Source organism: Algoriphagus sp. A40, from assembly GCF_002002735.1.
Classification (GTDB): domain Bacteria; phylum Bacteroidota; class Bacteroidia; order Cytophagales; family Cyclobacteriaceae; genus Algoriphagus.
Genome location: NZ_MUNY01000072.1, coordinates 210,115 through 232,559, shown reverse-complemented (window position 1 = coordinate 232,559; position 22,445 = coordinate 210,115). Strand labels below are relative to the sequence as shown.

18 protein-coding genes are annotated in these 22,445 nt (G+C 44.2%); 6 read left to right on the top strand and 12 right to left on the bottom strand.

The window, feature by feature from the left end:
* Positions 1-111: 111 nt before the first annotated feature.
* Positions 112-897, bottom strand: a complete 786-nt coding sequence (locus B0E43_RS18510; protein ID WP_077352527.1) for a DUF4239 domain-containing protein — start codon at positions 895-897, stop codon at positions 112-114.
* Between the two features lie 178 nt (positions 898-1,075).
* Here B0E43_RS18510 and B0E43_RS18505 point away from each other — a divergent pair, with 178 nt between their 5' ends.
* The gene (locus B0E43_RS18505) at positions 1,076-2,749 is read left to right on the top strand and encodes a PQQ-dependent sugar dehydrogenase (protein ID WP_077352885.1); all 1,674 of its coding nucleotides are present in this window, start codon (positions 1,076-1,078) and stop codon (positions 2,747-2,749) included.
* Positions 2,750-2,882: 133 nt separating this feature from the next.
* Here B0E43_RS18505 and glgP read toward each other — a convergent pair whose 3' ends face one another.
* The 4 genes from glgP to B0E43_RS18485 form a co-directional block, all read right to left on the bottom strand.
* Positions 2,883-4,538 (bottom strand): alpha-glucan family phosphorylase, encoded by a 1,656-nt coding sequence (gene glgP / locus B0E43_RS18500; RefSeq protein WP_077352883.1) that lies wholly within the window; start codon positions 4,536-4,538, stop codon positions 2,883-2,885.
* 221 nt (positions 4,539-4,759) lie between these two features.
* Positions 4,760-6,412: a carboxylesterase/lipase family protein gene (locus B0E43_RS18495; RefSeq protein ID WP_077352525.1), complete on the bottom strand. Its 1,653-nt coding sequence runs from the start codon at positions 6,410-6,412 to the stop codon at positions 4,760-4,762.
* A gap of 131 nt (positions 6,413-6,543) precedes the next feature.
* Positions 6,544-7,065 (bottom strand): nuclear transport factor 2 family protein, encoded by a 522-nt coding sequence (locus tag B0E43_RS18490; RefSeq protein WP_077352523.1) that lies wholly within the window; start codon positions 7,063-7,065, stop codon positions 6,544-6,546.
* A 65-nt stretch (positions 7,066-7,130) separates the two neighbouring features.
* Complete coding sequence (locus B0E43_RS18485) at positions 7,131-8,441, bottom strand: DUF418 domain-containing protein (protein WP_077352881.1); 1,311 nt, start codon at positions 8,439-8,441, stop codon at positions 7,131-7,133.
* Positions 8,442-8,766: 325 nt separating this feature from the next.
* Here B0E43_RS18485 and B0E43_RS18480 point away from each other — a divergent pair, with 325 nt between their 5' ends.
* The 3 genes from B0E43_RS18480 (at position 8,767) to B0E43_RS18470 (ending at position 14,513) form a co-directional block, all read left to right on the top strand.
* Positions 8,767-12,033, top strand: a complete 3,267-nt coding sequence (locus B0E43_RS18480) for a S41 family peptidase (RefSeq protein ID WP_077352521.1) — start codon at positions 8,767-8,769, stop codon at positions 12,031-12,033.
* A gap of 62 nt (positions 12,034-12,095) precedes the next feature.
* On the top strand, positions 12,096-12,839 hold the full coding sequence (locus B0E43_RS18475; protein WP_077352519.1) for a hypothetical protein: 744 nt from the start codon (positions 12,096-12,098) through the stop codon (positions 12,837-12,839).
* A gap of 42 nt (positions 12,840-12,881) precedes the next feature.
* A complete protein-coding gene (locus B0E43_RS18470) occupies positions 12,882-14,513 on the top strand; it encodes a M28 family peptidase (protein WP_077352517.1) in 1,632 nt (543 codons plus the stop codon).
* Positions 14,514-14,582: 69 nt separating this feature from the next.
* On the opposite strand, the gene B0E43_RS18465 is transcribed toward B0E43_RS18470, so the two are convergent.
* Genes B0E43_RS18465 through B0E43_RS18455 form a run of 3 tightly spaced genes read right to left on the bottom strand, consistent with a single transcriptional unit; the run spans position 14,583 to position 16,693 of the window.
* Positions 14,583-15,113, bottom strand: a complete 531-nt coding sequence (locus B0E43_RS18465; RefSeq protein WP_077352515.1) for a nuclear transport factor 2 family protein — start codon at positions 15,111-15,113, stop codon at positions 14,583-14,585.
* 28 nt (positions 15,114-15,141) lie between these two features.
* Positions 15,142-15,906 (bottom strand): lipopolysaccharide assembly protein LapB, encoded by a 765-nt coding sequence (locus B0E43_RS18460; RefSeq protein ID WP_077352513.1) that lies wholly within the window; start codon positions 15,904-15,906, stop codon positions 15,142-15,144.
* Between the two features lie 19 nt (positions 15,907-15,925).
* Positions 15,926-16,693 (bottom strand): hypothetical protein, encoded by a 768-nt coding sequence (locus B0E43_RS18455; protein ID WP_139352821.1) that lies wholly within the window; start codon positions 16,691-16,693, stop codon positions 15,926-15,928.
* A 168-nt stretch (positions 16,694-16,861) separates the two neighbouring features.
* On the opposite strand from B0E43_RS18455, the gene B0E43_RS18450 reads away from it, so the two are divergent.
* Positions 16,862-18,808, top strand: a complete 1,947-nt coding sequence (locus B0E43_RS18450; protein ID WP_077352879.1) for a histidine kinase dimerization/phosphoacceptor domain -containing protein — start codon at positions 16,862-16,864, stop codon at positions 18,806-18,808.
* Complete coding sequence (locus B0E43_RS18445) at positions 18,808-19,539, top strand: response regulator (protein ID WP_077352509.1); 732 nt, start codon at positions 18,808-18,810, stop codon at positions 19,537-19,539. Before B0E43_RS18450 ends, B0E43_RS18445 begins: the two co-directional genes overlap by 1 nt.
* A gap of 22 nt (positions 19,540-19,561) precedes the next feature.
* Here B0E43_RS18445 and B0E43_RS18440 read toward each other — a convergent pair whose 3' ends face one another.
* The 4 genes from B0E43_RS18440 to B0E43_RS18425 form a co-directional block, all read right to left on the bottom strand.
* On the bottom strand, positions 19,562-19,864 hold the full coding sequence (locus tag B0E43_RS18440) for an EthD family reductase (RefSeq protein ID WP_077352507.1): 303 nt from the start codon (positions 19,862-19,864) through the stop codon (positions 19,562-19,564).
* A gap of 29 nt (positions 19,865-19,893) precedes the next feature.
* On the bottom strand, positions 19,894-20,895 hold the full coding sequence (locus B0E43_RS18435; protein WP_077352505.1) for a cytochrome C: 1,002 nt from the start codon (positions 20,893-20,895) through the stop codon (positions 19,894-19,896).
* 27 nt (positions 20,896-20,922) lie between these two features.
* Positions 20,923-21,555 carry a DUF2306 domain-containing protein gene (locus B0E43_RS18430; RefSeq protein WP_077352503.1) on the bottom strand — a complete coding sequence of 211 codons (633 nt, stop codon included), beginning with the start codon at positions 21,553-21,555 and terminating at the stop codon, positions 20,923-20,925.
* A gap of 204 nt (positions 21,556-21,759) precedes the next feature.
* Positions 21,760-22,278 (bottom strand): nuclear transport factor 2 family protein, encoded by a 519-nt coding sequence (locus B0E43_RS18425; RefSeq protein WP_077352501.1) that lies wholly within the window; start codon positions 22,276-22,278, stop codon positions 21,760-21,762.
* Positions 22,279-22,445: the final 167 nt, after the last annotated feature.

Below are 22,445 nucleotides of genomic sequence, written 5' to 3'. Positions count from 1 at the left end.
TATCATTGTTCAAAAATGCAAAGGGTTAAAAGTGAAATATTTTGTGATTTGAATTCATGAGAAAAGTCATATTGGAAGTAAACTTTCAGGCATTTGAAACAGAAATTTCACTTATTCAAATAGGTTCCTCAATTCAATAATCTTTGAGTTTGCCTCATCCAATGTCACGAAACCCGATCGTGGTCTGTCCAGATCGATAATGGAAAAGACTGTAATTGAAAGCAAGAGTGAAAATCCTACAACCAAGATCCAATCAAATTCATCTTTTCGCTCATAGCCCAACAGGAAAGTTGAGGAGATGCATAAAATAATTAGAAACAACTGAATCGAAGGCGGAATGTTAGCTTGCCCCGCAGCCAACCGAGAGGTACTCAAATCAATCATTTCATTGAGTGCCGGGACTATTTCTGAGGTCTTCACCAGATTCGGATCAGATTTTGAAAATTCTGTAACCTGATTCCAGAGAGCTTTCCCTATTGAATCAGACTTAGCTAGGTGAAAAATAATTTTTTCCACATTTGTCCCCGCCTCAAAGATGGAAATCCGCTCTTCCAGATAATTATTCAGGGTGGTTTTCAGCTCTGATTGAATCGAATCTGGGAAAAACTCAGTTCTCAAGAAAACCGTGCCTATGGCATTGGCCTCACTGATGGCCAGTTCTCTTCTGACGTCAAACCGGGAATTTGCCATACTGAAAGTGAAAGCAAGGATCAGTGCCAGCAAACCCAACAAAGTGGAACTGATAGACCCCAGTTCTATTTTTGCGTTTGAGGAATTTCTCTTCTGCCTCAATTTTCTGAATTGAAATCCAATGACAAAAGCCAAAATAAGGAAAACAAAAAGTGTCCCTCCTATCAATCCGGGACTTAAATAATCAAAACCTGAAAGTTGTTCCATGAAAATTTCTTTGTTTTTTGAAAACGCGAAGGAATAAAGTTAGAGACTCGCCAGCTAATATCATGATAATAATCATTTGAGTCAGGTTCTTAGTCGAGTGGAAAGGATTCCGAGGAAAATCTGGAAAGAATTGGAAGGTCTGTTTTTCTGGCAAAAGGAAAATCCCAAATTAGCAGAGATGAAAAACGTACTTCTTTTTTCCCTTGCAGTTTGCCTGTTACTAGTTTCTTGTTCTCCTGAGAAGCAAGAATTTGGAACCGATATTTCTACTGCCACCGAGCAAATTGCCAAAGGCAAAGCACTTTTTGAGCAGCATTGCTCTACTTGTCACAACTTCAACGAAGATGCAATTGGCCCAAATCTCAGTGGCATCACCAGAACAATCGACACGGATTGGATCAGACAATTTATCAAAAACCCTGCGCTTGCCATTGAAGCTAAAGATCCAAGGGCCCTCGAACTTTTGGAGAAATACAAAACCCAAATGCCTGGTTTTTCCCATTTGTCCGATCAAGATATCGAGGATGTTATCACCTTTTTACACACCTTCCAAACTATCCCTTTGCAGATCGTTGGAGATACCACTTCCAATCTGATTCCTGAGAAAGTCCAGGATTCTGGGATCCGTTTGGAATTGGAATTTTTCACCCAGCTGCCTGCCTCCGACTCTGTGCCTCCTTTGGCGAAAATGACCAAGATGGAACCCATTCCCGGCACCCAGAGGCTTTTCATCAACGACCAGAGAATCGGGCTTTACGAGATAGAAAGTCAGAAACCTGTCTTGTTTCTAAACCTTAAAGAAAAGCGCCCTGACATGGTAAGCAAGCCAGGCTGGGCTACCGGCGTGGGAAGTTTTGCGTTTCACCCTGATTTTGAATCTAACGGACTTTTCTACACCGCCCACACCGAACCTGGAGGAACCAAGCCTTCTGACTTTGGATTCACGGATAGTTTGTCTGTGTTTATGCAATGGATAGTGACCGAATGGAAGGCTGATGATCCAAAAGCAAAAATTTTCAAAGGCACCGACCGTGAAATTCTGCGAATTGACAATGCCTCCCAGGCCCACGGCATGCAGGAACTTACTTTCAACCCACATTCCAAAAAAGGTGATCCGGATTATGGGTTACTCTATATCGGGTACGGAGATGGAGGCACTGCGGAAAAGCGCTTTGTGGAAATTTCCAACCACCAAGGAACTGGAATTTATGGTAGCATTTTGAGAATTGACCCTGCCGGGAAAGATGGAAAAAACGGAAAATACGGAATACCCAAAATCAATCCTTTTGCGGGAGATCCGGGTAAGTCTGGTGAAATCATTGCCTACGGTTTCAGAAATCCAAACCGGGTTTTTTGGGATGAGCAAGGAATGCTTTATGCCACCGACATCGGACAACACAGCATTGAAGAGATCAACCGAATCGAACTTGGTAAATTCTATGGATGGCCAATTCGCGAGGGCAGATTTATGATCAATCCTTTTGGAAGTTTTCGCGCGCTTTATCCCCTTCCTGCTGATGACGAAAAATATGGAGTGACTTATCCGCTGATCCAGTTGGAGCATGACGAAACGGTCGCCATCATCGGTGGCTATTTCATTTCTGAAGGCCCACTGAAAGGGAAATTTGTATTTGGCGATGTGCCTTCAGGAAGGCTGTTTTTTGCAGATTTCAATGAATCCTCCAGTCCTATTGTGAAAAGCTGGGGTGTAACTTTTGAAGGAAAGGAAATTTCCATGAAAGCCCTGGTCAACCATGACCGGGTGGATTTGAAATTTGGGATTGATGCTGAAAAGAACGTCTACATCATGAGTAAAACGGAGGGGAAAGTCTTCAAAATCAAAGAGGATTGATAGATTCTAAGGTTCAGAAGGACACATGGAATTGGATATAATGGGATTATCCAAATTGCTCTGAGTTAGTGGAGCCAATAAAAAACCCCGACAGGATTGATCCTGCCGGGGGTTTTTCATTTTTTCAGTTTCCTTAATGGTACATCAGTTCGTAATACTCTTTGGCCATCCGGTTACTTTCGAATTCAAACCGTACATCGTGCATGCCGGCTTGTACAATATCCCTCCATTTGCGCTTATTGCTGTAATAGATTGGAAGGATTTCATTTTTCAGAATTTCGTATAGGTGATCCAAGTCCTGCTCATCTTGGTCCTGAATGCTCAGATTGTGATAATCTGCCTGAGGGACGATAAAGCAATTTTCCCCGTGCTTGGCAAATTCACAAATCCATCCGTCAAAGGTGCTGAAATTGACCGATCCATTCATGGATGCACTCATTCCACTGGTACCGGATGCTTCACGGGGCACTCTTGGGTTGTTTAGCCAAACGTCTGATGCCTGCTTGAGTCTCTTGCTCAACGTCAATTCATAATCCACACAGACCGCCACATTTTTGTAGCGCTTGCTCAAGTGGACCAGAGAGTTGAACACACTGATTGCCCCATAGTCCATCGGATAGGGCTTGCCTGCCCAAATAATCTGAACTGGATAGGCGGAACTGTTGATAAGTTCTTCAAACTTTTGTAAATCCTGCGCAATCAAATCCGGGCGCTTGTAAGCTGCAAATCTCCTTGCCCAAACAATGGTTAGGACATCCGGATCGAGCAATTTGCCGGTTTGGTCAGCAACAATTTCAAATGCCCGCTTCTTCAAGAAACGCTTTCTGTCGTCGAAGGCTTCATTGTCAGCTTCTTCCATAAAGCGATAAAGCTGCTTATCCGCCCAATATTTCCAGTTTTGGGCATTTGTGATGGATTGGATTTCCGGAATATCAGAGTATCCACCCCACATTCTTCGGCTGACTTCGCCATGTAGCTTGCTTACCCCGTTTGCTTCGCGGGCAAAGCGCAAAGCTGCTAAACTGTGATTGAAAACAGTGCCTTCCATTCCAGTCAATTTTTGTACATCGGAAATGGAGTGCCCATAGAAAAAGCTCATCTTGTCCAGGAGAAAGTAGTCGTGCTTTTCATTACCGGCTTCCTCCGGAGTATGGGTGGTGAATACCAGCCTTTTTTTGACTTCCTCTTTGCTTCCAAACTTCTTCAACATGTAATAAATGCTGCTACCTGCATGCGCCTCGTTGAGGTGATAGATTTCAGGATTGAAATTTAATTGGTCAATCAGCATCGCCCCCCCTATTCCCAAAATCATCATTTGGGCGATTTTGGCGGCGGTATCTGCATCGTAAAGTCTGTGGGTAATGGTCTGACTGAGGTAGTCATTTTCCGGCAGGTCAGTACTCAAAAGAAAAAGAGGAGCACTTTTGAAGGTATCCGGTGGCAGATACCAAGCCTTGACCCAGACAGGTTGGTTGTGAACAGGCACCTGGAATTTGATTCCGGTATCGACGAGGAAGCTGTAGGTTTTTTCATACCATTCGGCCTTCAGTGTTTGGTCCTGATTTCTACCCTGGTCGTAGTAGCCATATTTCCAAAGGATGCCGATTCCGATCAGGTTTTGCTTGAGTTCGTATGCGCTGCGCAAATGAGAACCGGAGAGAAAGCCAAGCCCACCGCTGTAAATTTTAAGTGGCTGGTGAATGGCAAATTCCATGGAAAAGTAAGCTACGGACTTGGAATATGCGTGGGCAGGTTCGTAGGGAACTTTGTAGTTTTTAAAGTCGGTCATGGTAAAGGGGTTAAATCGATAATGTCTTCTAAAAACCGGCGGTTTTTTGGGTGGAGGAAATCTATAAAGTTGAAAAATAACTCTTTCCGATAAGGTAAAAAATGACATTCCCCAAAAAAAGGGGATCTCCTACCAATTTGAATTAATTTAAAAAAATGGGTTTCAAAAGAATGACCTCTTGAAACCCAAAAATCAATACAAACAGAAGTCAAACTTCAAGACTAAGAAAGGGATTTTCTGGCTTCCCGGTCCGGATCGTTTTTCACTTCGCTTTGGTCATTTAGCACCATGGTTTCGCCATTTTGGGCCGTGAATTTTGGCCAATTGGGAAGTGTCCCTGCATTTGGGTTTCCTGTTTTCATAAATGCCAAAAGCGAAGCAGACATCTTTTCGGAAAGCAATCGAGGTCTTTTCCCCCCGCCGGTATGCGTATACATTCGGTCGGTGTTGTCATACCAGAAGCAAATGTCGATGCAGTGAAAAGCTCTCATTCGGCCATTGTATAGATTAGGCTCCCAACCAAACCAAGCCATATAGACAGGAGCTTTTTGTTTCACTTTAGCATTGCCGCAGGCCACAGCATTCTGCCGGTTAGAGGCGGCAAGGGTCATGATTTCGGCAGGCTTTTTTCCCGGGAAATTGGCCGCATAGGCCTGATAAACCTTTTCGGAATTGTCCCCAAAGCGGGATTTTAAACCTTCAATCGCCTGTTCGGGCCCCCCTGCCTCCAATTGGGGATTGGTTCGTGTGGCTCCCCATTCATGAAAAGTGGTGCAGATCATCAGCGGTATTTCAGACTCATGGCTGTTGGGATCGGAGAAAAATTCACCTTTGGGAACATTCACTCCATCTGCCACAGGTCCAAATCCTCCTCTGAATCCGGGTTGTGGATTTTCTTTCCTCATCCGATCCATCGCTTTGCCGGCAATGTCAATGTATTCTCTCCAGGGGATTTCCTGTAGTTTGTCCACTTCAGCAGAAGTCAATCCAGCAGCCTCGACTACATATTGTCCCAGCTTTCTGCTGTATGCTTGGTCATTGGCTTTGAGCATGCTTCCACTGAGGGCGACTCCTTTGTGGACTAGGCCTTTGGAAGCGGGCATTGCCATGGTACAAGTCACTTTGGCTCCGCCGCCGGATTGTCCCATGATGGTGACATTGCCCGGATCTCCTCCAAAGTTGGCGATATTATCCCTGACCCAATGGAGGGAGGCGATGATGTCCAATTGGCTTGCATTGCCTGAAGCAGCGTACTTTTCCCCTCCTACTCCAGATAGATCCGTAAATCCAATTGGCCCCAGTCTGTGGTTGATGGACACGAAGACTATATCTCCTTTTTTGGCAAAATTCTCACCGTGGTAACCATCCTGTTCGATTGCATTGCCATTGGTAAATCCACCGCCGTGTAGCCAAACCATGACCGGGCGTTTTTTACCATCGGCAAGTCCATTAGTCCAGACATTGAGTTTAAGACAATCCTCTGATACATCGTCATAGTTCCAATGGTCTGCAAAAGAATAGTGAACAGCGGCATAGCGATTATCCATGATTTGCGGAGCGGTATTTCCCCACCAGACTGTATCCTTGATCCCTTCCCATTTCTCGGGTTTTTGGGGAGGCATAAAACGGTTTTTGCCCGCCGTATTTTGTCCATAGGGAACGCCCAAAAAGGTATAAACCCCATTGAGTTGGTAGCCACGGATTTTTCCAAAGCCGGTGTTCGCAACAGCTATATCATCTCCTATCTGGAGGTATTGCTCATCTTCTGCTTTATTGGCTGGAATTGGGCTTGCATTTCCGGTAAAAGGAACTGCGGCGAGTCCGGCTGTTCCCAATCCGATTTTTTGTAAAAAGTCGCGGCGGTTATTTTTCATGTGGTTTTTAGGTTTATTGCCAATCTATTGTCTCAAGTTGAGTGAATAGAAGCTAAATTCCTAAACACTCATCCACTTTCTGCTGATTGTCAATAAAAAAGGCCGGATTTTCGGTCCGGCCTTTTTGCGTTTTAATTGGATGCTGTCGTATCTGAAGCTGCTTTTTCTGCCGCTTCCAATTCCATAAATGCCATGGCTACCGACGAATTGTCCCAATACCCAAATTCCTTGACAATCTTGCCATTCACAAATTGGAAAGTAGAATGGACTGGAATCTCAAATGACTGATCGGTACCTGCGAGAGTTGCTTTCCAAACTCCCCATAAGTTGACCCAGGTTTCACCTTTGTCTGTCAGGACCATTTCCACGGCATCATCTGTGAATTCGATCGAATAAGCAGAAAATGGCGCTATTTCCTCTTTTTGAATTGTGATGATTTGGTCAATGGTGGAGGGTTTTGACTCTGGAACATTGTAGAAAAGCTTTGCTGTATCAGCATAAAAAGCTTTTTGGCCATCAAAATCTCCACTATTGTACAATTTAAACAATGATTTCACGCTGTCGATTTCAGCAGATTGTTGGGTATAGCGCTGCTCTTGTTGGCATGCACTTAGGAGAAACCCAGTCAGGAGGACAATCAGTAATTTTTTCATAGTGTAATGGGTTAGGTTTTAGTAAAATAGAAAAGGAATAAAATTTTCAAGGAATGATCATGAAATCAGGATGGATTGCTTTTGCGGAAAGGATAAACTTTTTGATAGCTAAGATTTCTCCAAATCCACTCCAGGGGCCCGTATTCATAGTATTTCAGCCAAATAGGGCTTAGAATCAGTTGGAAAATCCAGGTTCCAAAAACGACATATAGGAGTTCGTAGCGCTGAAGCTTTCCAAAAAGCCCAAAGCCTACTCCGGTAAACACAAAAATGCAGATCACCGAGTGCATGAAGTAATTGGTTAGGGCCATTTTGCCTACTGCGGCGATGCTTTTTTTGAGCCAGATAAATGCTTGGCTTTTGCAGAAAAGCATAATCAATCCGACATGGCCCATACTCACGGTCAGTCGTCCCAGGTCATAGGTGACATTGGATTCGGCAAAGGACAGGTAAGAAAAGTTGGCGTCCAGGATGTTTTTCAGCTCAAAATAATTCACCGACAGCCCAATTCCGTAGCCTCCCAAAACCATGGCCCAGTATAGACGGTAGGACTTTTGGGCGGAAAGCACATGAAGTTTGAACAGCCCGATTCCTACCAGCATCATGCTCAGGATATCCCAGGCGTTATACCTGTAGAACATATACATTTCAAAATCCATATTAACTGGAGCACGAAAGGCAAGTACTTCCAGATATCCTTTTCTGCTGGTTTCATTTGACTCCTGTATAAATTCCGGAGAGCGTTTTTCCTGTATCTTTTCCCACTCCTTTTGAGCACCTTCAAGTTCTTTGGTCAGCTCTTTATTCTCGGATTTGAAAGACTCTATTGTGATTAAATCTTCGGTGAGTTTTGCGGCATGCCGGTACTCGAAAAAATTCCAAACTCCACCGATGGTAAATAAGAGGACTGCCATGATGAACAGTTTCTTAGGGGCTGTATGCCTGAAAGAATAGACCAAAAAACCCATGATGGCATAATCAAACAGAATTTCACCCGGCCAAAGAAACAAGTAGCCGTGGATAATCCCGAAAACCAATAGCCAAAGCAGCCTCCGAAAGAAGATGTCAGCAGCCTTGATACCAGCTCCTTTTTTCTCTAATCGGTCCAAAAAAATGAACATTCCCACCCCAAAAAGAAGTGAAAAAAGTCCCCGCATGGTGCCCTCAAACAGCAGGTTGGTCATGATCCAGGTGTATTTGTTCAGCCCGGTAAATCCTCCCGAAATGGTCGGATCAATGTAGGCTTCGGCCAGGCCATAGGCATTGATATTCATCAGGAGAATGCCACAAAGGACGATTCCCCGCATGACGTCGAGCGACTCGATTCGCTCATTTTCCTGCAAGGGAAGTAATAAAGGAGTTCCGGTTTGTTCCATCGAAAGGAAAAATGGGGTAGAGTTTGGACTGGTAAGCGAAAAAGGAAACACTCCGAAAGCGTTACCTGCAAAATGTTTGGTATTGGAAGCTAATCAAAAAAAGTGGATAATTCGAAGGCAAAAAACTCTGAATTTCAATGGATTACTTAAAAAACCATTTTGTAGGTCAAATTCAAAAAAAGGATAAGGCAACCGAATTTCGTTTGGTTTCTACTTTTGGAGAATTCTATTTGAAATAAGGTTATCAAATTTCTGGTTTAAATCACATTGGATAAATTTCCCTAATTTCCATTTCTGTCTTTTTGCCCAATTTCCCCCATTTCTTATGAAAAAAGTATTAGCACTTAGTTTTGCACTGATCGGACCTTTTTGTGGATATGGACAAAGTGCACCGGGATATTTTATGCAGCCGGATGTCCATGAAAACACCGTGGTTTTTGTAGCCGAAGGTGACCTTTGGAAAACATCCCTCACGGGTGGTGAGGCCATTCGACTGACCACTCATTCGGGGGAAGAAAGCTCACCCAAGATTTCTCCCGATGGAAAATGGGTGGCCTATTCAGCTACCTACGAAGGTCCGACCGAATTGTATCTGATTCCGATCTCGGGAGGATTGCCGAGACGCTTGACTTACGAACCTGCGCCTTCCGTGCCGACTGATTGGAAATCTGCTACCGAAGTCGCTTACGTGACCAATCAATATTCCACTTTGCCCCGCCTGAATACCGTGGTGATGAATATAGAAAACGGGAATAAATCGATTATTCCATTGGATATGGCGGCAGAGGGAAGCTTCAATGCCTCAGGAGACACGTACTTTTTTGTTAGTCCGACTTTTCACAATAATGTCACCAAACGCTACGAAGGAGGGACTGCCCGGCAAATATGGAAATACACCGATGGACAAGCCGAGGCGGTAAAACTGACCAAGGACTACAATGGAGAAGACCATCATCCGATACATCATTCAGGTCGGATCTATTTCCTTTCCTCCCGTGACGGAATCCAAAATGTCTGGTCCATGAACGAGGATGGATCTGACCTGAAGCAGCACACCAAGCAGCCTAGCTATGATGTGAGAGAATTAGCGCTTCATGGAAATAACTTGGTGTATCGAGCCGGTGCTGATTTGTATACCCATGATTTAGGCAGCTCGCAAGAGAAAAAGCTGGCAATCAGCCTAACTTCCGATTTTGATCAGCTCAGGGAATACTGGATTGACAACCCGCAGAATTTTATCACCGCTACAACCCTGAGCAACGATGGGGAAAAGATCGCATTTTCGGCCCGGGGACGTGTTTTTGTTTTTCCCGTAAAGCAGGGCAGGTCTCTGCGGTTGAGCCAAAAAGATGGCGTACGCTATCGGGATGCGGTTTTTTCTACGGATGGCAAAGATATTCTGGCCTTCTCAGACGAAAGTGGAGAGTTTGAAATTCATCAATATTCCGGCTTGGGATTGGATCAGGGGAAAAAGCTTACGGATGACGGAACGACCCTGCGATTTGGGCTTACTCCTTCTCCTGACGGGAAAAAACTTGCTTTTTACGATCTTGACAATGCCCTTTGGATTCAGGATTTGGCCTCCGGCAAAAAAACCAAAGCTACCGCTACTGACGAAGACATCAGTGGAGCAATGGCTTGGTCGCCTGACAGTAAGTGGCTGGCCTTCGGTCAGGCAGCTTCCAATTCCTTTATGCAGCTTTTTATTTTCCATGCCGAATCCGGCAAACGGATTCCCCTGACCTCCGACCGCACCAACTGCATGAATCCGCAATGGAGTCCTGACGGAAAATGGATTTACTTCCTGTCTGACCGGAATTTTGAATCGCGAATCGGTTCGCCTTGGGGAACCAGGCAGCCGGAGCCTTTCTGGGAAAAGCAGATCAAAATCTATCAGGTAGGTTTGAAAATGGGATTGGTCTCACCTTTTCAACCCAAAAACGAATTGAAACCTGCTGAGGAGAAAAAGTCCGATGGGCCTGTTGTGGTCACAATCGATGAAGATGGATTGAAGGAACGAGTTCGTGAGGTTCCTATCCCTGCTGGCAACTATAAGAACCTGGTGGTAACTGACAAAGCGCTTTACTATCATCGAGTGGGTCCTGGCATGGGGATTTATTTTGGAGGCGGAGCTTCCAATGATGATAATCCGGCTTTGATGATGACACCGATCGATGAGAAAGCCGAGCAAAAAGTCTTTGCCGATAAGGTCAATAGCTTTGTGACTTCGCTGAATAACAAATATGCGGTCCTTCGCAGTGGCCCAAATCATTATGTGGTGGAATTGGGAACCTCGCCGGTTTCTGATCTTTCCAAAAATCAATTGAGTCTGAGTGGCTGGAAGTTTTCTGTCGATCCAAGAGAGGATTGGAAACAGATCTATACGGACGCCTGGCGAATGGAGCGAGACTATTTCTACGACCGAAATATGCATGGAGTAGACTGGGATGCGATGTATGAAAAGTACCTTCCGCTGGTCGAGCGAGTGACTACCCGTCGGGAGCTTTCTGATGTGATGGGAGAATTGATCGGCGAGTTAAGTGTACTTCATACTTCGGTGGGTGGCGGAGATCTGCGCAGTGGTGAGGATCAGATCCAGTTTGGAATGTTAGGAGCGAATTTTTCCAGGAATGAAAAACTTCAAGGCCATACCATCGATCATATTTTCCAAAGTGATCCTGACTATCCTAATGAGATGTCTCCCCTTTCCCATTCTGATCTCAATATCCAGGAGGGGGATGTAATTACCCATATCGATGGAATTTCGGTAATGGACGCTCCCGATTTGCTCTACCTTTTGAGAGACAAGGCCAATAAGCAGGTTAGGATAAAAGTGCTCGGAAGCGATGGTGCCGACAAAGGAGATCGGATCATTGTCCCAATGACTTCTCAACAAGAATCCAATCTTCGCTACAACGAATGGGAATATACTCGTCGCTTGATCGCTGAAGAAAAATCGGATGGGGAAATCGGATACGTTCACCTTCGTGCTATGACGGCTTCGGATATCGGGCAGTGGTACCGGGATTTTTATCCGCAGTTTAAAAAATCTGGGCTCGTAGTCGATGTCCGCAATAACCGTGGCGGAAACATTGATTCCTTTATTTTGGAAAAACTGATGCGTGAGGCATTTTTCTATTGGCAAGGCAGAACCGGGGAACCCTATTCCAATATGCCCTATGCCTTTCGCGGACATTTGGTGGTGCTGGTGGATGAATTCACCGCTTCGGATGGGGAAGCTTTTGCCGAAGGCTTCCGGAGATTGGGCTTGGGCAAGGCTATTGGGACAAGAACCTGGGGCGGAGAAGTATGGCTTTCCGGCGTGAACACTTTGTCAGATAACGGAGTGGCACGAGCTCCAATGAACGGGGTGTATGGAGAAACCGACCAAGGAGTGGAATGGCTAATCGAAAGTGTCGGATTCATTCCTGACATTGAAGTGATTAATCTTCCAAAAGCGACTTTTGATGGAAATGATGCACAACTCGATGCTGCAATTGAGCATTTGAAGGAGTTGATCAAAGCAGATCCAAGACCTGTGCCTCAGGCCCCAGCTTATCCGGATAAGAGTTTTAAGAATGGGAAGAATTGATAAGTTGATGTGAGAGGAGACACTAACCTCGGAGATATGATTTTACTCAAAAGATACCTGCCTTGTCAAAAACCTTTAATCTAAACCAGTTTTTATTTCAAAGAAGTGCGCTCTATCTGATCGCCTTTTTTGCTTTTGCTATGCTGGCATTTTGGAGTAGTTACTATTCGATTTTGGGAAGGCCGATGTCATTTTATGTTCATTTCCATGGCTTATTCATGACCTTATGGTGTCTGATGCTAATTGGGCAGGCTGTCTTGATCCGAACAAAAAAATACAACATTCACACTTTGGTTGGAAAGGCCTCCTACATGGTTTTCCCGCTATTGATTTTATCCACCATCCTTTTGATCCATGCTACGATTAGGAAAAGTCCAGAGGTAAATTTGGGCACCTATTTTTCAATGGCCTTGATGTTCAATGCGACGGTTGTTTTGATGATTATTTATGTCCTTGGGATTTACTTTCGCAAAGACCGATTCACTCATGCCCGATATATGGTGTGTACAATTTTCCCACTGTTTACTCCGATTACCGATCGAATTATCTATAAGTACATCCCTGCCTTGGTGGAACTTGCACCCAAATTGGAAGGGTCTCCCGTAGTTCCCTTTTTCGGGTATTTGCTGGCGGATTTAATCGTGATCGGATTGGCGGTCTGGGATTGGAAGACCCATCGAAGGAAAGATGTCTTTTTGATAGTTCTAGTTCTTTTGCTGATCTATCATATTTCGCTCTTCACTTTTTTTAAAATTCCCGCTTGGCAGGATTTCTCAGCTTGGTTTTATGGGATCGACTTAACTTAATTTGACCTTTCAATTTATTGATCACCCAATTCTTGTTCCCTGATGAAAAATTTCTTTTCCCTCATTTTGATCCTTATTGCTTTTCAGGGTTTTGCACAAAAAGTGCCTGTACCGGGCTCCGTCAAAAAGGCCATGAGTCAAGTAGATACGGTCACTATCCGAAATCACATTGCCTACCTCGCTGATGATAAGCTGAAGGGCCGAATGCCAGGCACGGAAGGGTATCAGATGGCGGTGGATTATGTAGTAGATCAGTTCAAAATGATGGGCGTTCAGCCTGGTGGTGATTCCGGGGAATACACACAGAAATTGTTTTTGAGAAAAACTGTAGTGGATAACTCCACCGCAAAAGCCTTGCTGAGAGACAAAGTCGGGAATGAGGTTTCCCTGGATTTTGGGACAGACTTTTTACCGATTCCGCATCCTCTAACGGCCAAAGCTTCCGGGGAAGGGGTTTTGGTTTTCGTAGGCTATGGTGTGGAAATTCCGGGATTGTATTCCGATTATGAAGGAATGGATGTCAAAGGAAAAGTAGTGGTGATGGTTGGGGGAGTTCCGGATGGAATTTCTGCTTCGACTTTGGTTTCCCACTTTTCCAGTCCGGGGAATAAAATGAATACAGCTTTTGCAAAAGGAGCAGCAGGGGCGATTTTGGTCAATTTGAATCTTCCATTTTCCAATTCCAATCCGGTCATCCAATCAAATGTTGCTTTGAATCCCGAGAAAAAGACAGCTTATGGACGAGGATTTGTTGGAAACCTGGGCTTTGCCCTCAATGGAAGCAAATCACTTCTCACCGGCCTGTTTTTGAATTCGGGCAAAAACCTGAATCAGGTACTTGCCGATATCAAAGCACGAAAGAATTCCTCTTTTGAATTTTCTTACCAGTTTTCAGCAAGCTATTCCAATACCCACAGCGAATTTGAGAGCTACAATGTGATCGGTTTGATTCCAGGCACAGACCCAAAGTTGAAAAATGAATATGTGGTGCATTCCGCCCACTTGGATCATGTGGGAATAGGAAGGCCGGAAAATGGGGATTCGATTTACAACGGAGCCCATGACAATGCATCAGGAGTTGCTTCCCTGTTGGAGATTGCGCGGATTTATAAAAATGGAAATGCAAAACCCAAGCGTTCGATCCTAATCGTCATGTTGACGGCAGAGGAAATGGGCTTAGTTGGGTCTTCCTATTTTGCTTCTAATCCAACAGTTCCAAAATCTTCGATTGTTGCAAACGTGAATACGGACATGCCTACTGTAATTGCTCCTCTGCTTTCGATTGTTCCTTTGGGGGCTGAGCATTCCAGTATTCTGGGAAATGTAAAATTCGCGGCAGATTACCTCGGCTTGGACATCGAGGCAGATCCAGAGCCTGAGCAAAACCGCTTTGTGCGAAGTGATCAATACAGTTTTGTGGTCAGTGGAATTCCTGCTTTGCATATCAAATACGGCAACAAAACAAATGTCCCGGGATTTGATATGGATGCCTTTATCAAGGAGTGGAGGGCGAAATATTACCACCGTGCTGCGGACGGCATGGATGGGATTTTCAATTTCACCGCAGCAAAAACTTACGTCCAGCTGAACTTTTTGATCAGTTATTCCATAGCCCAAACCACTGAAAAACCGATCTGGAACCCCGGTGACCTGTTTGGTTCGGGAGGAAAATAAAAAGTAGGAACCGGGAAGAAAGCACAATTGCCTCTTGGAGGATCTTCCCGGTTTTCAAAAAAATTTGGTTTACTCTTCACCATCAGGTTTTTCCAATGCTGCCTCTGCGGCAGCGGCGGCCTGAAGTTCCATGATGGCTATCCTGATCGGAGCGTTATCCCAATAACCATGGGATTTCACGATTTTGCCGTCAACAAATTGAGTCGTCATGTGAATTGGGGTTTCAAAAGTTTTTCCGTTTGCTGCCATCGTTCCTTTCCAAACTCCCCAATAATTCACCCAGATTTCTCCTTTGTCATCGGTCACCATTTCTAAATAGTCTTGTTCCCGGTCGAAGGAATAAGAGGAAAAGGCTTCTAATTCCAGCTTCTGCTGTGCGATGATTTCCTGAATTGTTGCCGGGTTATCTTCAGTCGCATTGAAAAAGATCTGGGCCCCCTCAGCATAGTGCGGGAGGTAAGCCTCAAAATCTCCACTTTCATAACTGCTGATGATTGATTTTATGGCTTCAATTTCAGCAGATTGCTGCGTGTAGCGCTGTTTGCCTTCACAGGCAAAAAGCAAGAGAATTACAGAACAGATTAATGGATAACTTTTCATTTCAGTAGGATTCTGATAGTGGTAATTTCTAATTGGCCATGAGTTTTTTAGCCTCATCGGCTCTTTCCTGTGAAGTTTCCAAACCCATATCTGCCGCTTTTTGGTAGTACTTGGCTGAGTTTTTATAGTCTTTCACATTCATGTAATATTCCCCCATGCTGTCATAAGGATTGGCTTCTTTGGGGAATTTATTGATGTACTTTTTGAAATTGGATTTGGCATCCTTCATGTTTCCAGCCGCCATATTTGCGTATCCCAGCATGTTATATCCACCGCCATGATCGGGGGCAAGTTTTATCAGCATTTCTCCGTTTTTTATAGCTTCAGGATAATCTTTTTTGTAGAAGTAATTGACAAAAAGGCCAAAATCATAGGCTTGGGCTGTATTTGGATAAGCCGCCTGAAGTTCCTTGATCACTCCTGTGATATCTGTCTTTAAGTCATCGTCCAACAGGACCAGGGCTTTCCTTAAGATTTTTTCAGACTCGGTAAGTTTGTCTTCGGAAACAGCGAGGGCTTTTTTGATATTTTCTTTTGGAAAATCCGGATTGGTCGAGTTTAGACTACCCATTCCCCGATGTGCCAAAGCCATAAAGAATTCGGGATCACTTTCGAGAGCTTTAACCATTAATTCCCTATAAGAAGTTAGGTCAGCATGTTGCGTAGACATCACCGCAGCTTGGTAGTTTTTATTTGCTTCCTCTGAAGTTGTCGAAACCGGCAGAAAATAGCCCTGTGCCCGTAGTGTGCTGATGTTTATAAAAAGAAGGGCGAAAAGAAATAGCTTTTTCATGGTTTTTAGGTTAAAATAATTATTTGGTAGGGCGGCTCATTTCCACATTTAGCTTGTACTGATAGATCCAAGTATTTTTTAAGGATGATCTGAAAAGGGCCTGGAGGGCATCCCGCTTTTCTTTTCCATGTTCTTTTTCATAAACATCCCAAGGGCCATCCCTCACCACATCCATAGCTGCAAAGTTTTCATAGGGATTGACGATATGATAGTTTGGACTTTCCGGCCCCATCGTCAACCAGCTATACCAATATCCTCTTGGACTTCCCTCAGCTTTGGAAATACTTGCAGAAAGTTCTCGGATTGCGGGTAGAAAATGGTAACCATGAGATTGAGTGAGTTCAAAAAAAGTCACGGAGATCACTTCATTCGTGGTTGGAGTGGTTTTGCTAATTGCCGGAAGAAGCCTTGTGACATGATTGGTAGCCTTATCTACATGAGGATTGATCAAACTGGTGGCAATCATTGCACAATTTTTTCCAACTGGATCATCTTTGTCCATTTCTGCCCAGTTCGGCATATCTGAGGCTAGAACATAGACGTTGCCTTCTCCTTGTTGCCTTTGCCAGACTCTCCAGGTCCACTCGCCTTTTGCTGCGAGGTAGCATTCTTTCCATGCTTTGACACCCTCCTGGAACTGGAGGTCATGACCAGGTTTGATGGTAAATTCGGTTACAGACATCAGTGGACCCAACGGTTCATTTTGGGAAAATGAATTACTGCTTGCAGAGATGATTAAGGCAACTATAAAAATTGCCAAAGCGGAGTTTCTAAAAAGCCTTTTCATAGGAATATTTGGATTATTTCTTTCCAATTTGAACAGTTGAGGGTTACCGAAAAAGGAAGAAAGGACGAAGGCTGGTCAAAACTGTCCCAAAAGAAAGGAATACTTTTCTGTGGACTTGAACTACAAAATACTGATTTTAAAAAGATTATATTTTGTTACATTTATAAAATGAAGGGTATTTGGATTCTTCTGCTTTTTTCAACTTTCAATCTGACTTTTGCGCAGGTTGTAAAAAAGAATGGATTTTTCCAATACAAAGAAGTCTTTGTCCAGACAGATGATTTTGGAAGGGATTATTTAGCTGTTATGGAGGAGGCTTTGGCGCAAATCCAATCAGATTCCCTACTTCGTTTGAGGATGTTGAATGACTTGGGTTACTACCATCATACCCGAAATTTGAATCAAGCGCTTGAATTTTTAAACCAAGGCCTAGAGGAGGCAAATATCCTGAATAATACCTATTGGCAGGGAAAGCTTCAGGTTTCTCAAGGGGCGATTTTGCTTCGGATGGAAGAGCTGGACTTGGCAGAACTAGTATTGAAAAATGCCCAAACCAAAATCCCTGAAAAGGAATGGTGGTTGCTGTATACCAATCTGGGATACGTTTATGAAAGAAGAGGAAAACTTGGTGAAGCTTTTGATTTTGCTGCCAAAACCCTAAAAATCGGAGAAACCTACCATATCCCAAAGGCTATTGCCATGGCCTATTCGGATATGAGCAACCTTTTTTGGAAGCAGGGAAAATTTGCTGTCGGCTTGGATTATGGATTGAAGTCACTCGCAATTTTTGAAGAAATAGGGATGGATGACTTGGACTATGACTTCACTCTGCATGTGGTGGGAAATAACCTGGTTGAACTCGGCCGACACGTGGAGGCAAAAGCCAATTTTGAAAAATCAATCCAGATCGGGGAAAAATACGGTTTTTACAACAATCTGAGTGATAGCTACATTGCGCTTTCGGAGCTCAATACCCAAGTGGGGAATTTTTCTGAAGCAGTTACATCGGGAAATATGGCTCTGAAATATGCCGAGCTTTTGGGGAATAAATTTATGATTATGCGCTCCTATTTGTCTTTGGGCAAAGCGAGCAATGCTGCCGGGAATTTTTCAGAAGCAGCAGGATTTTTGGAAAAAAGTATTCAGGCAGCCACTCCGGATTTCGGGGATAAATACTACCTGAGTTTAGTCTATTTGGAATTGAGTAAAGCGCTGGAGGGAGGGAATCAGTTTGCCAAAGCTCTAGAGGCTACACGAACCTACGACCAACTCCGTCAGGACGTTTTCACAGACCATGCCAATGAGCAGATTTCATTTTTGCAAACCCAGATGGAGCTTACACAAAAAGAAAGCACCATCAAGCTCCAAGAAGCAAAGCTGGCCAAAAACAAAATTATCCAGGCTTTTATCCTAACGTTGTCCGGAATTTTGGTGGTTTTCCTATTTGTACTTTATCGGATTTTCCTTCGGAAAAAGAAGTACAGCCGACTCTTGGAGAAAAAGAATCTTGAAAAGGAATTTCTTCTCAAGGAGATACATCACCGGGTAAAAAACAATCTCGAGACCATCTCAAGCTTGCTTTCTCTTCAAACGGCACAGATCGAAAACCCAGAATTTCAGGCAATCATGGAGGAAACTCAAAATCGGGTCCACAGCATGGGGATGATCCACAAGCGGCTATATCAGGGAGAAAACATCAAGTCTATCGAGATGAAGGATTTTTTTGAAAGCCTTGGCAACTACATCATCGATACCTTTGATGCCTCTGGAAGAATCCGCTTTTTGTCCGAAATGGAGCCTCTAGAACTCGATGTAGATCTGGCCATTCCGATTGGGCTTATTGTAAACGAATTGATTTCCAATTCCCTGAAATATGCTTTTCCCAAAAATGGCTCCGGTGAGATCGGTGTCAGGCTGTTAGGAAAAGGCAGTCACCTGCATCTGATGGTCTCTGACAATGGCATAGGAATGCCAGAGATTCCCCAAATCCACGGGTCGGGTTTTGGAAGTGAACTGATCCGGTTGCTCACCAAGCAACTGGATGGAAAAATGACCCTTCTGATGCAGGAAGGCACAGAATTCAGTTTTGAGTTTCAAATCAACAAAGCTGCTTGATGGATAAGGCCAGAATTCTGATCGTTGAAGATGACATGATCATAGCGGCAAATATCAGTTTGCAACTTTGTAAACTTGGATATGAGGTGACCGGGATCGAAACCAAAGCCGAGGAAGCAATCCACCATGCACTGGAAACCAAGCCCGATATGATTTTGATGGACATCCAGCTCAAAGGTCAATCCAACGGAATTGATGCAGCAAAAGCCATCCGGAAGTACCTGGATATTCCTGTTATCTATCTAACTGCAAATGTGGATGATTCCACTTTTGAAAAAGCCAAGGAAACTCATCCCTACGCCTTTATCGCAAAGCCATTTACAAACCTAAATCTGGAACGGACGATTGCTTTAGTGGAGGAAATGGTGAAAGAAAAAAGAGAGCACGTAACTGTGGAGGATGCATTTGTAGACTCGCAGGAAGACCGAATTTTCATACGAAACCAAAATAAGCTTGTCAAAGTGATGTTGGACGACATTCTCTATGTGGAGGCAGAGCGTAATTACTGCAAAATCACCACCACCACTCAGACGTATTTGATCGTAAGTCCACTGAATAGGCTCTGTGACAAAGTGGACCCCAAGCAATTTGTCAGGATCCACCGATCCTTTGTTGTCAATTTTGGAAAGCTTGATGCCGTGGCCGAATCCTATGTGGATTTAAAGGGAAAACTGATCCCGATAGGAAAGCAGTACAAAGAAGACCTGCACAGAATGCTTAATAAAGTTTGATCCTTTCGGGATTTAAGCCAGTTCAATCTACTGCACCTACCAAAACAGTAACCCCACCTGTTGCAAAATTTGCCAGATCCCCCGAAGTCGCCGCTCCTTCGGGTGAGGCCATCGCTTTTTGAAGAGCCTCCGGATTGCTGAAATACAATTCTGCCAACCTGTAAAAAGCTGGATTACTACCATCTGCCTCGGGAAAAAACTTGGTGGTTTCGGCTTTGACGATGCCCTTGATTTTAGCAACCAAAGGCATATGCGTGCTGGAATAGTAGGCCTCGAATGCAATTGGGTCAACAGGGTGACCGTAGAGAACAGTTAGTTTGATCATGATATTTTTAATTTGAAATCCGGTGCCGATTATTTTTTAAACATCAATTCTCCCACTTCGTGTTCGATGGGATCGAGACTGTTAAGATAGAGATAAAGTGCTTCTAGATCTTGGTCTGACATCCTGGAAAAAGGCCCCCAGTGCATGGGCGAAATCTTGATCAATCGTCCTTGCCTAAACCTGGCTTTCCATTCTTCTACAGTTTTAAACCTGGAAAGAGCACTGTTGGGGTGTGGAGTGAGGTTAGGAGAGCGCATCCACAATTCGGGGTCTTCACCCAACATAATATGCATTTCTTTAAAGGGTTCAAATTCCATTCCCCCGGCGAATTCAGGCCCTATTGCCTCGAAAGTCACAGGATCCCGCTCGGTATGACAAGCCACGCAATTCGCCACATTTCTCGCCAAATATTCACCCCTTTCAAGAGTTGCTTCCATAGCAGGAGCAGTTGGGCTTGCATCGGGGTGCTCAATTGGATGGAAGGTTGGAGAAAATACCTTGATGGCCTTTCCCATAAAGGTCCAATGGCTGTCCGAGACTTTGTTAGTGATGGGAGCCATAGATCTTAGATAGGAAACAACTGCTACCAAATCCTCATCTGCCATCTTCCAAAATGGCATCAGCAAAGCAATACTCGCCGTGCCATCTGGCTTCACCGCATGCCGCATCATCCGGAACACCTGCCCGTCAGAATATCTTCCGATGCCCGTGGTTGGGTCCGGCGTCAAATTCTTTGTGAATAAACTCCCCAAAGGCCCCAAAGCGAATTCTGCTCCTCCTTTGAGAGGAATAGGGTCTCCGGCATCGGTAGCAACCATTTCTTCAAGTGTGGACACATGACAATTCGAACAATGTGCCGGACCGTGAACCAGGTACTTTCCTCTTGCGATTACTGCAGAATCAGTACTTACCTGAAGATCAGGATAGGGGATGTCATAGACTTTGTCCCAGTTTAACTGAACATAAATCACAAAACAACCGACTAGCACTATCAGAAGAGCCAGAATTCCGAGAAGAATTTTCTTGATCATGGGATCAGCATTTAGGTGAAATGATTTTTATTTCTTATTCCATTGAAGGATGATTTCTGTGAAAAAAAGCGGGACGACCCAGGAAATCCAGATCATTGTTGGGCCTCTTTCGATGAAGTTTCCCATTTCGACCAGAATGGGAGTGCTGTTCAGCCAGCGAAAAAGTACAAAGGCAAACGTGACGACATAGCTTCGGATCATCCATTCTTTGTGAAGCTGAAATCGCCGGAGTAAAATGAATCGAAGTGCCATACCTGTCGTAAAGAACCAAGCCATCGCCAGCATTAGCAAGGAAAAGGCCCAAGTCCAGTGAATCGCCAAACCGGTAGTCAGGGCTAAGGTTACTGAGCTGATTGTCCCGATAAGTATTCCTGTCAGGTAGAGCCTGCCAGTCCATCGGTGCACTCTTACAAACTTGGCCTTCAATCCAGTCCAAAACTGAAACGGTCCCAGGGTCAAGGCAAGCAATCCTCCGGAAATGTGACCGATCAGGGGCCATTTCATTCCCCAAAATCTTCCAAAAACTTCTTCGTCAAAACCGAAGTAGGGTAAGGCATCATTCAGGACAAATTTTCCGGCAAAGAGGAATAGGAAAGCCCAAACCAACAGGATCAGCCAAGCTTTGGGTTTGTCAGGGATAAGAGTGAGCGTATTTGCCATAGTTTTTAATTCTCATTGTTAGCCACTTCCAATTCGATCCCGGTTAAAAGTTAGGATAAGGTCAATCCTTTTACTCCAAGCTAGGATTCAGCGTGAAAAGGTTTGGCGTAAATACTGTTTCTAAATGCTGAATGGTCTAAAAAATTCTCTTTGGTAATCGGGAGAACACCAAAGGGATTAAGGTTTTCTTGACCGTTGATACACTCAATTGGTTGGAGGAGTAATCGTAAATCCCTGCGCTTCCAGAATATTGAGCATGTCATACCAATAACGTAAATAGGCAATCTTGCCATTGACAACTCTCCCAGCCGTATGAAAGGGTACAACTATGGTCTTGCCGGTTGCCTTGTTGGTCAGTGTGTTTGTCCCCCATGACAATACCCATTCACCTTCATTCCAATTGTTGGTCACTTTGACTGGTAGATAAAGTTCCTGGGAAATGCTGTGTTTGTAATTCGTGGTACTGCTGGTGAAATACTCTTTGTGCTGGGCGACAGTTAGGGAGTCCATTCCTCCGCCTAAGCCATAAATCATCGCATCGGGTGCCAGTTGGGCATTCATCGTGGCTACATCTCCGGCCTGTAGGGCTTTGGTGTATTTTTGAACCACTTCAAGAGCGGTTGTCGCATTTTGAAACTCAAGGGTCACATCTTGTGCAGTCGAAACGAGGGTTGTCAGCATCAGCAGGAAAGCAAATGCCAGGGATTTTTTGAAAATTTTCATGATAAAAGGAGTTGGATAAGATTGTTTAGACATAGAAAAATCACTGTTAGCCAGTGACTTAAAGTCCTGATTATTGCCTGAAATCAAAAGGAAGGAGGGATGAACAATGGATATTATTGTCCGGGCATGCGGTAAAATTTTCCAAAGGAAAAATAGGAACAAGCCAG

What these genes read in the sequence shown, in the direction of transcription:
- B0E43_RS18465 (WP_077352515.1), bottom strand. Translation starts at nt 15,113, where the DNA reads ATGAAAAGTTATCCATTAATCTGTTCTGTAATTCTCTTGCTTTTTGCC.
- B0E43_RS18445 (WP_077352509.1), top strand. Translation starts at nt 18,808, where the DNA reads ATGGATAAGGCCAGAATTCTGATCGTTGAAGATGACATGATCATAGCG.
- B0E43_RS18485 (WP_077352881.1), bottom strand. Translation starts at nt 8,441, where the DNA reads ATGGAACAAACCGGAACTCCTTTATTACTTCCCTTGCAGGAAAATGAG.
- B0E43_RS18455 (WP_139352821.1), bottom strand. Translation starts at nt 16,693, where the DNA reads ATGAAAAGGCTTTTTAGAAACTCCGCTTTGGCAATTTTTATAGTTGCC.
- glgP (WP_077352883.1), bottom strand. Translation starts at nt 4,538, where the DNA reads ATGACCGACTTTAAAAACTACAAAGTTCCCTACGAACCTGCCCACGCA.
- B0E43_RS18430 (WP_077352503.1), bottom strand. Translation starts at nt 21,555, where the DNA reads ATGGCAAATACGCTCACTCTTATCCCTGACAAACCCAAAGCTTGGCTG.
- B0E43_RS18460 (WP_077352513.1), bottom strand. Translation starts at nt 15,906, where the DNA reads ATGAAAAAGCTATTTCTTTTCGCCCTTCTTTTTATAAACATCAGCACA.
- B0E43_RS18505 (WP_077352885.1), top strand. Translation starts at nt 1,076, where the DNA reads ATGAAAAACGTACTTCTTTTTTCCCTTGCAGTTTGCCTGTTACTAGTT.
- B0E43_RS18435 (WP_077352505.1), bottom strand. Translation starts at nt 20,895, where the DNA reads ATGATCAAGAAAATTCTTCTCGGAATTCTGGCTCTTCTGATAGTGCTA.
- B0E43_RS18510 (WP_077352527.1), bottom strand. Translation starts at nt 897, where the DNA reads ATGGAACAACTTTCAGGTTTTGATTATTTAAGTCCCGGATTGATAGGA.
- B0E43_RS18490 (WP_077352523.1), bottom strand. Translation starts at nt 7,065, where the DNA reads ATGAAAAAATTACTGATTGTCCTCCTGACTGGGTTTCTCCTAAGTGCA.
- B0E43_RS18480 (WP_077352521.1), top strand. Translation starts at nt 8,767, where the DNA reads ATGAAAAAAGTATTAGCACTTAGTTTTGCACTGATCGGACCTTTTTGT.
- B0E43_RS18450 (WP_077352879.1), top strand. Translation starts at nt 16,862, where the DNA reads ATGAAGGGTATTTGGATTCTTCTGCTTTTTTCAACTTTCAATCTGACT.
- B0E43_RS18470 (WP_077352517.1), top strand. Translation starts at nt 12,882, where the DNA reads ATGAAAAATTTCTTTTCCCTCATTTTGATCCTTATTGCTTTTCAGGGT.
- B0E43_RS18495 (WP_077352525.1), bottom strand. Translation starts at nt 6,412, where the DNA reads ATGAAAAATAACCGCCGCGACTTTTTACAAAAAATCGGATTGGGAACA.
- B0E43_RS18440 (WP_077352507.1), bottom strand. Translation starts at nt 19,864, where the DNA reads ATGATCAAACTAACTGTTCTCTACGGTCACCCTGTTGACCCAATTGCA.
- B0E43_RS18425 (WP_077352501.1), bottom strand. Translation starts at nt 22,278, where the DNA reads ATGAAAATTTTCAAAAAATCCCTGGCATTTGCTTTCCTGCTGATGCTG.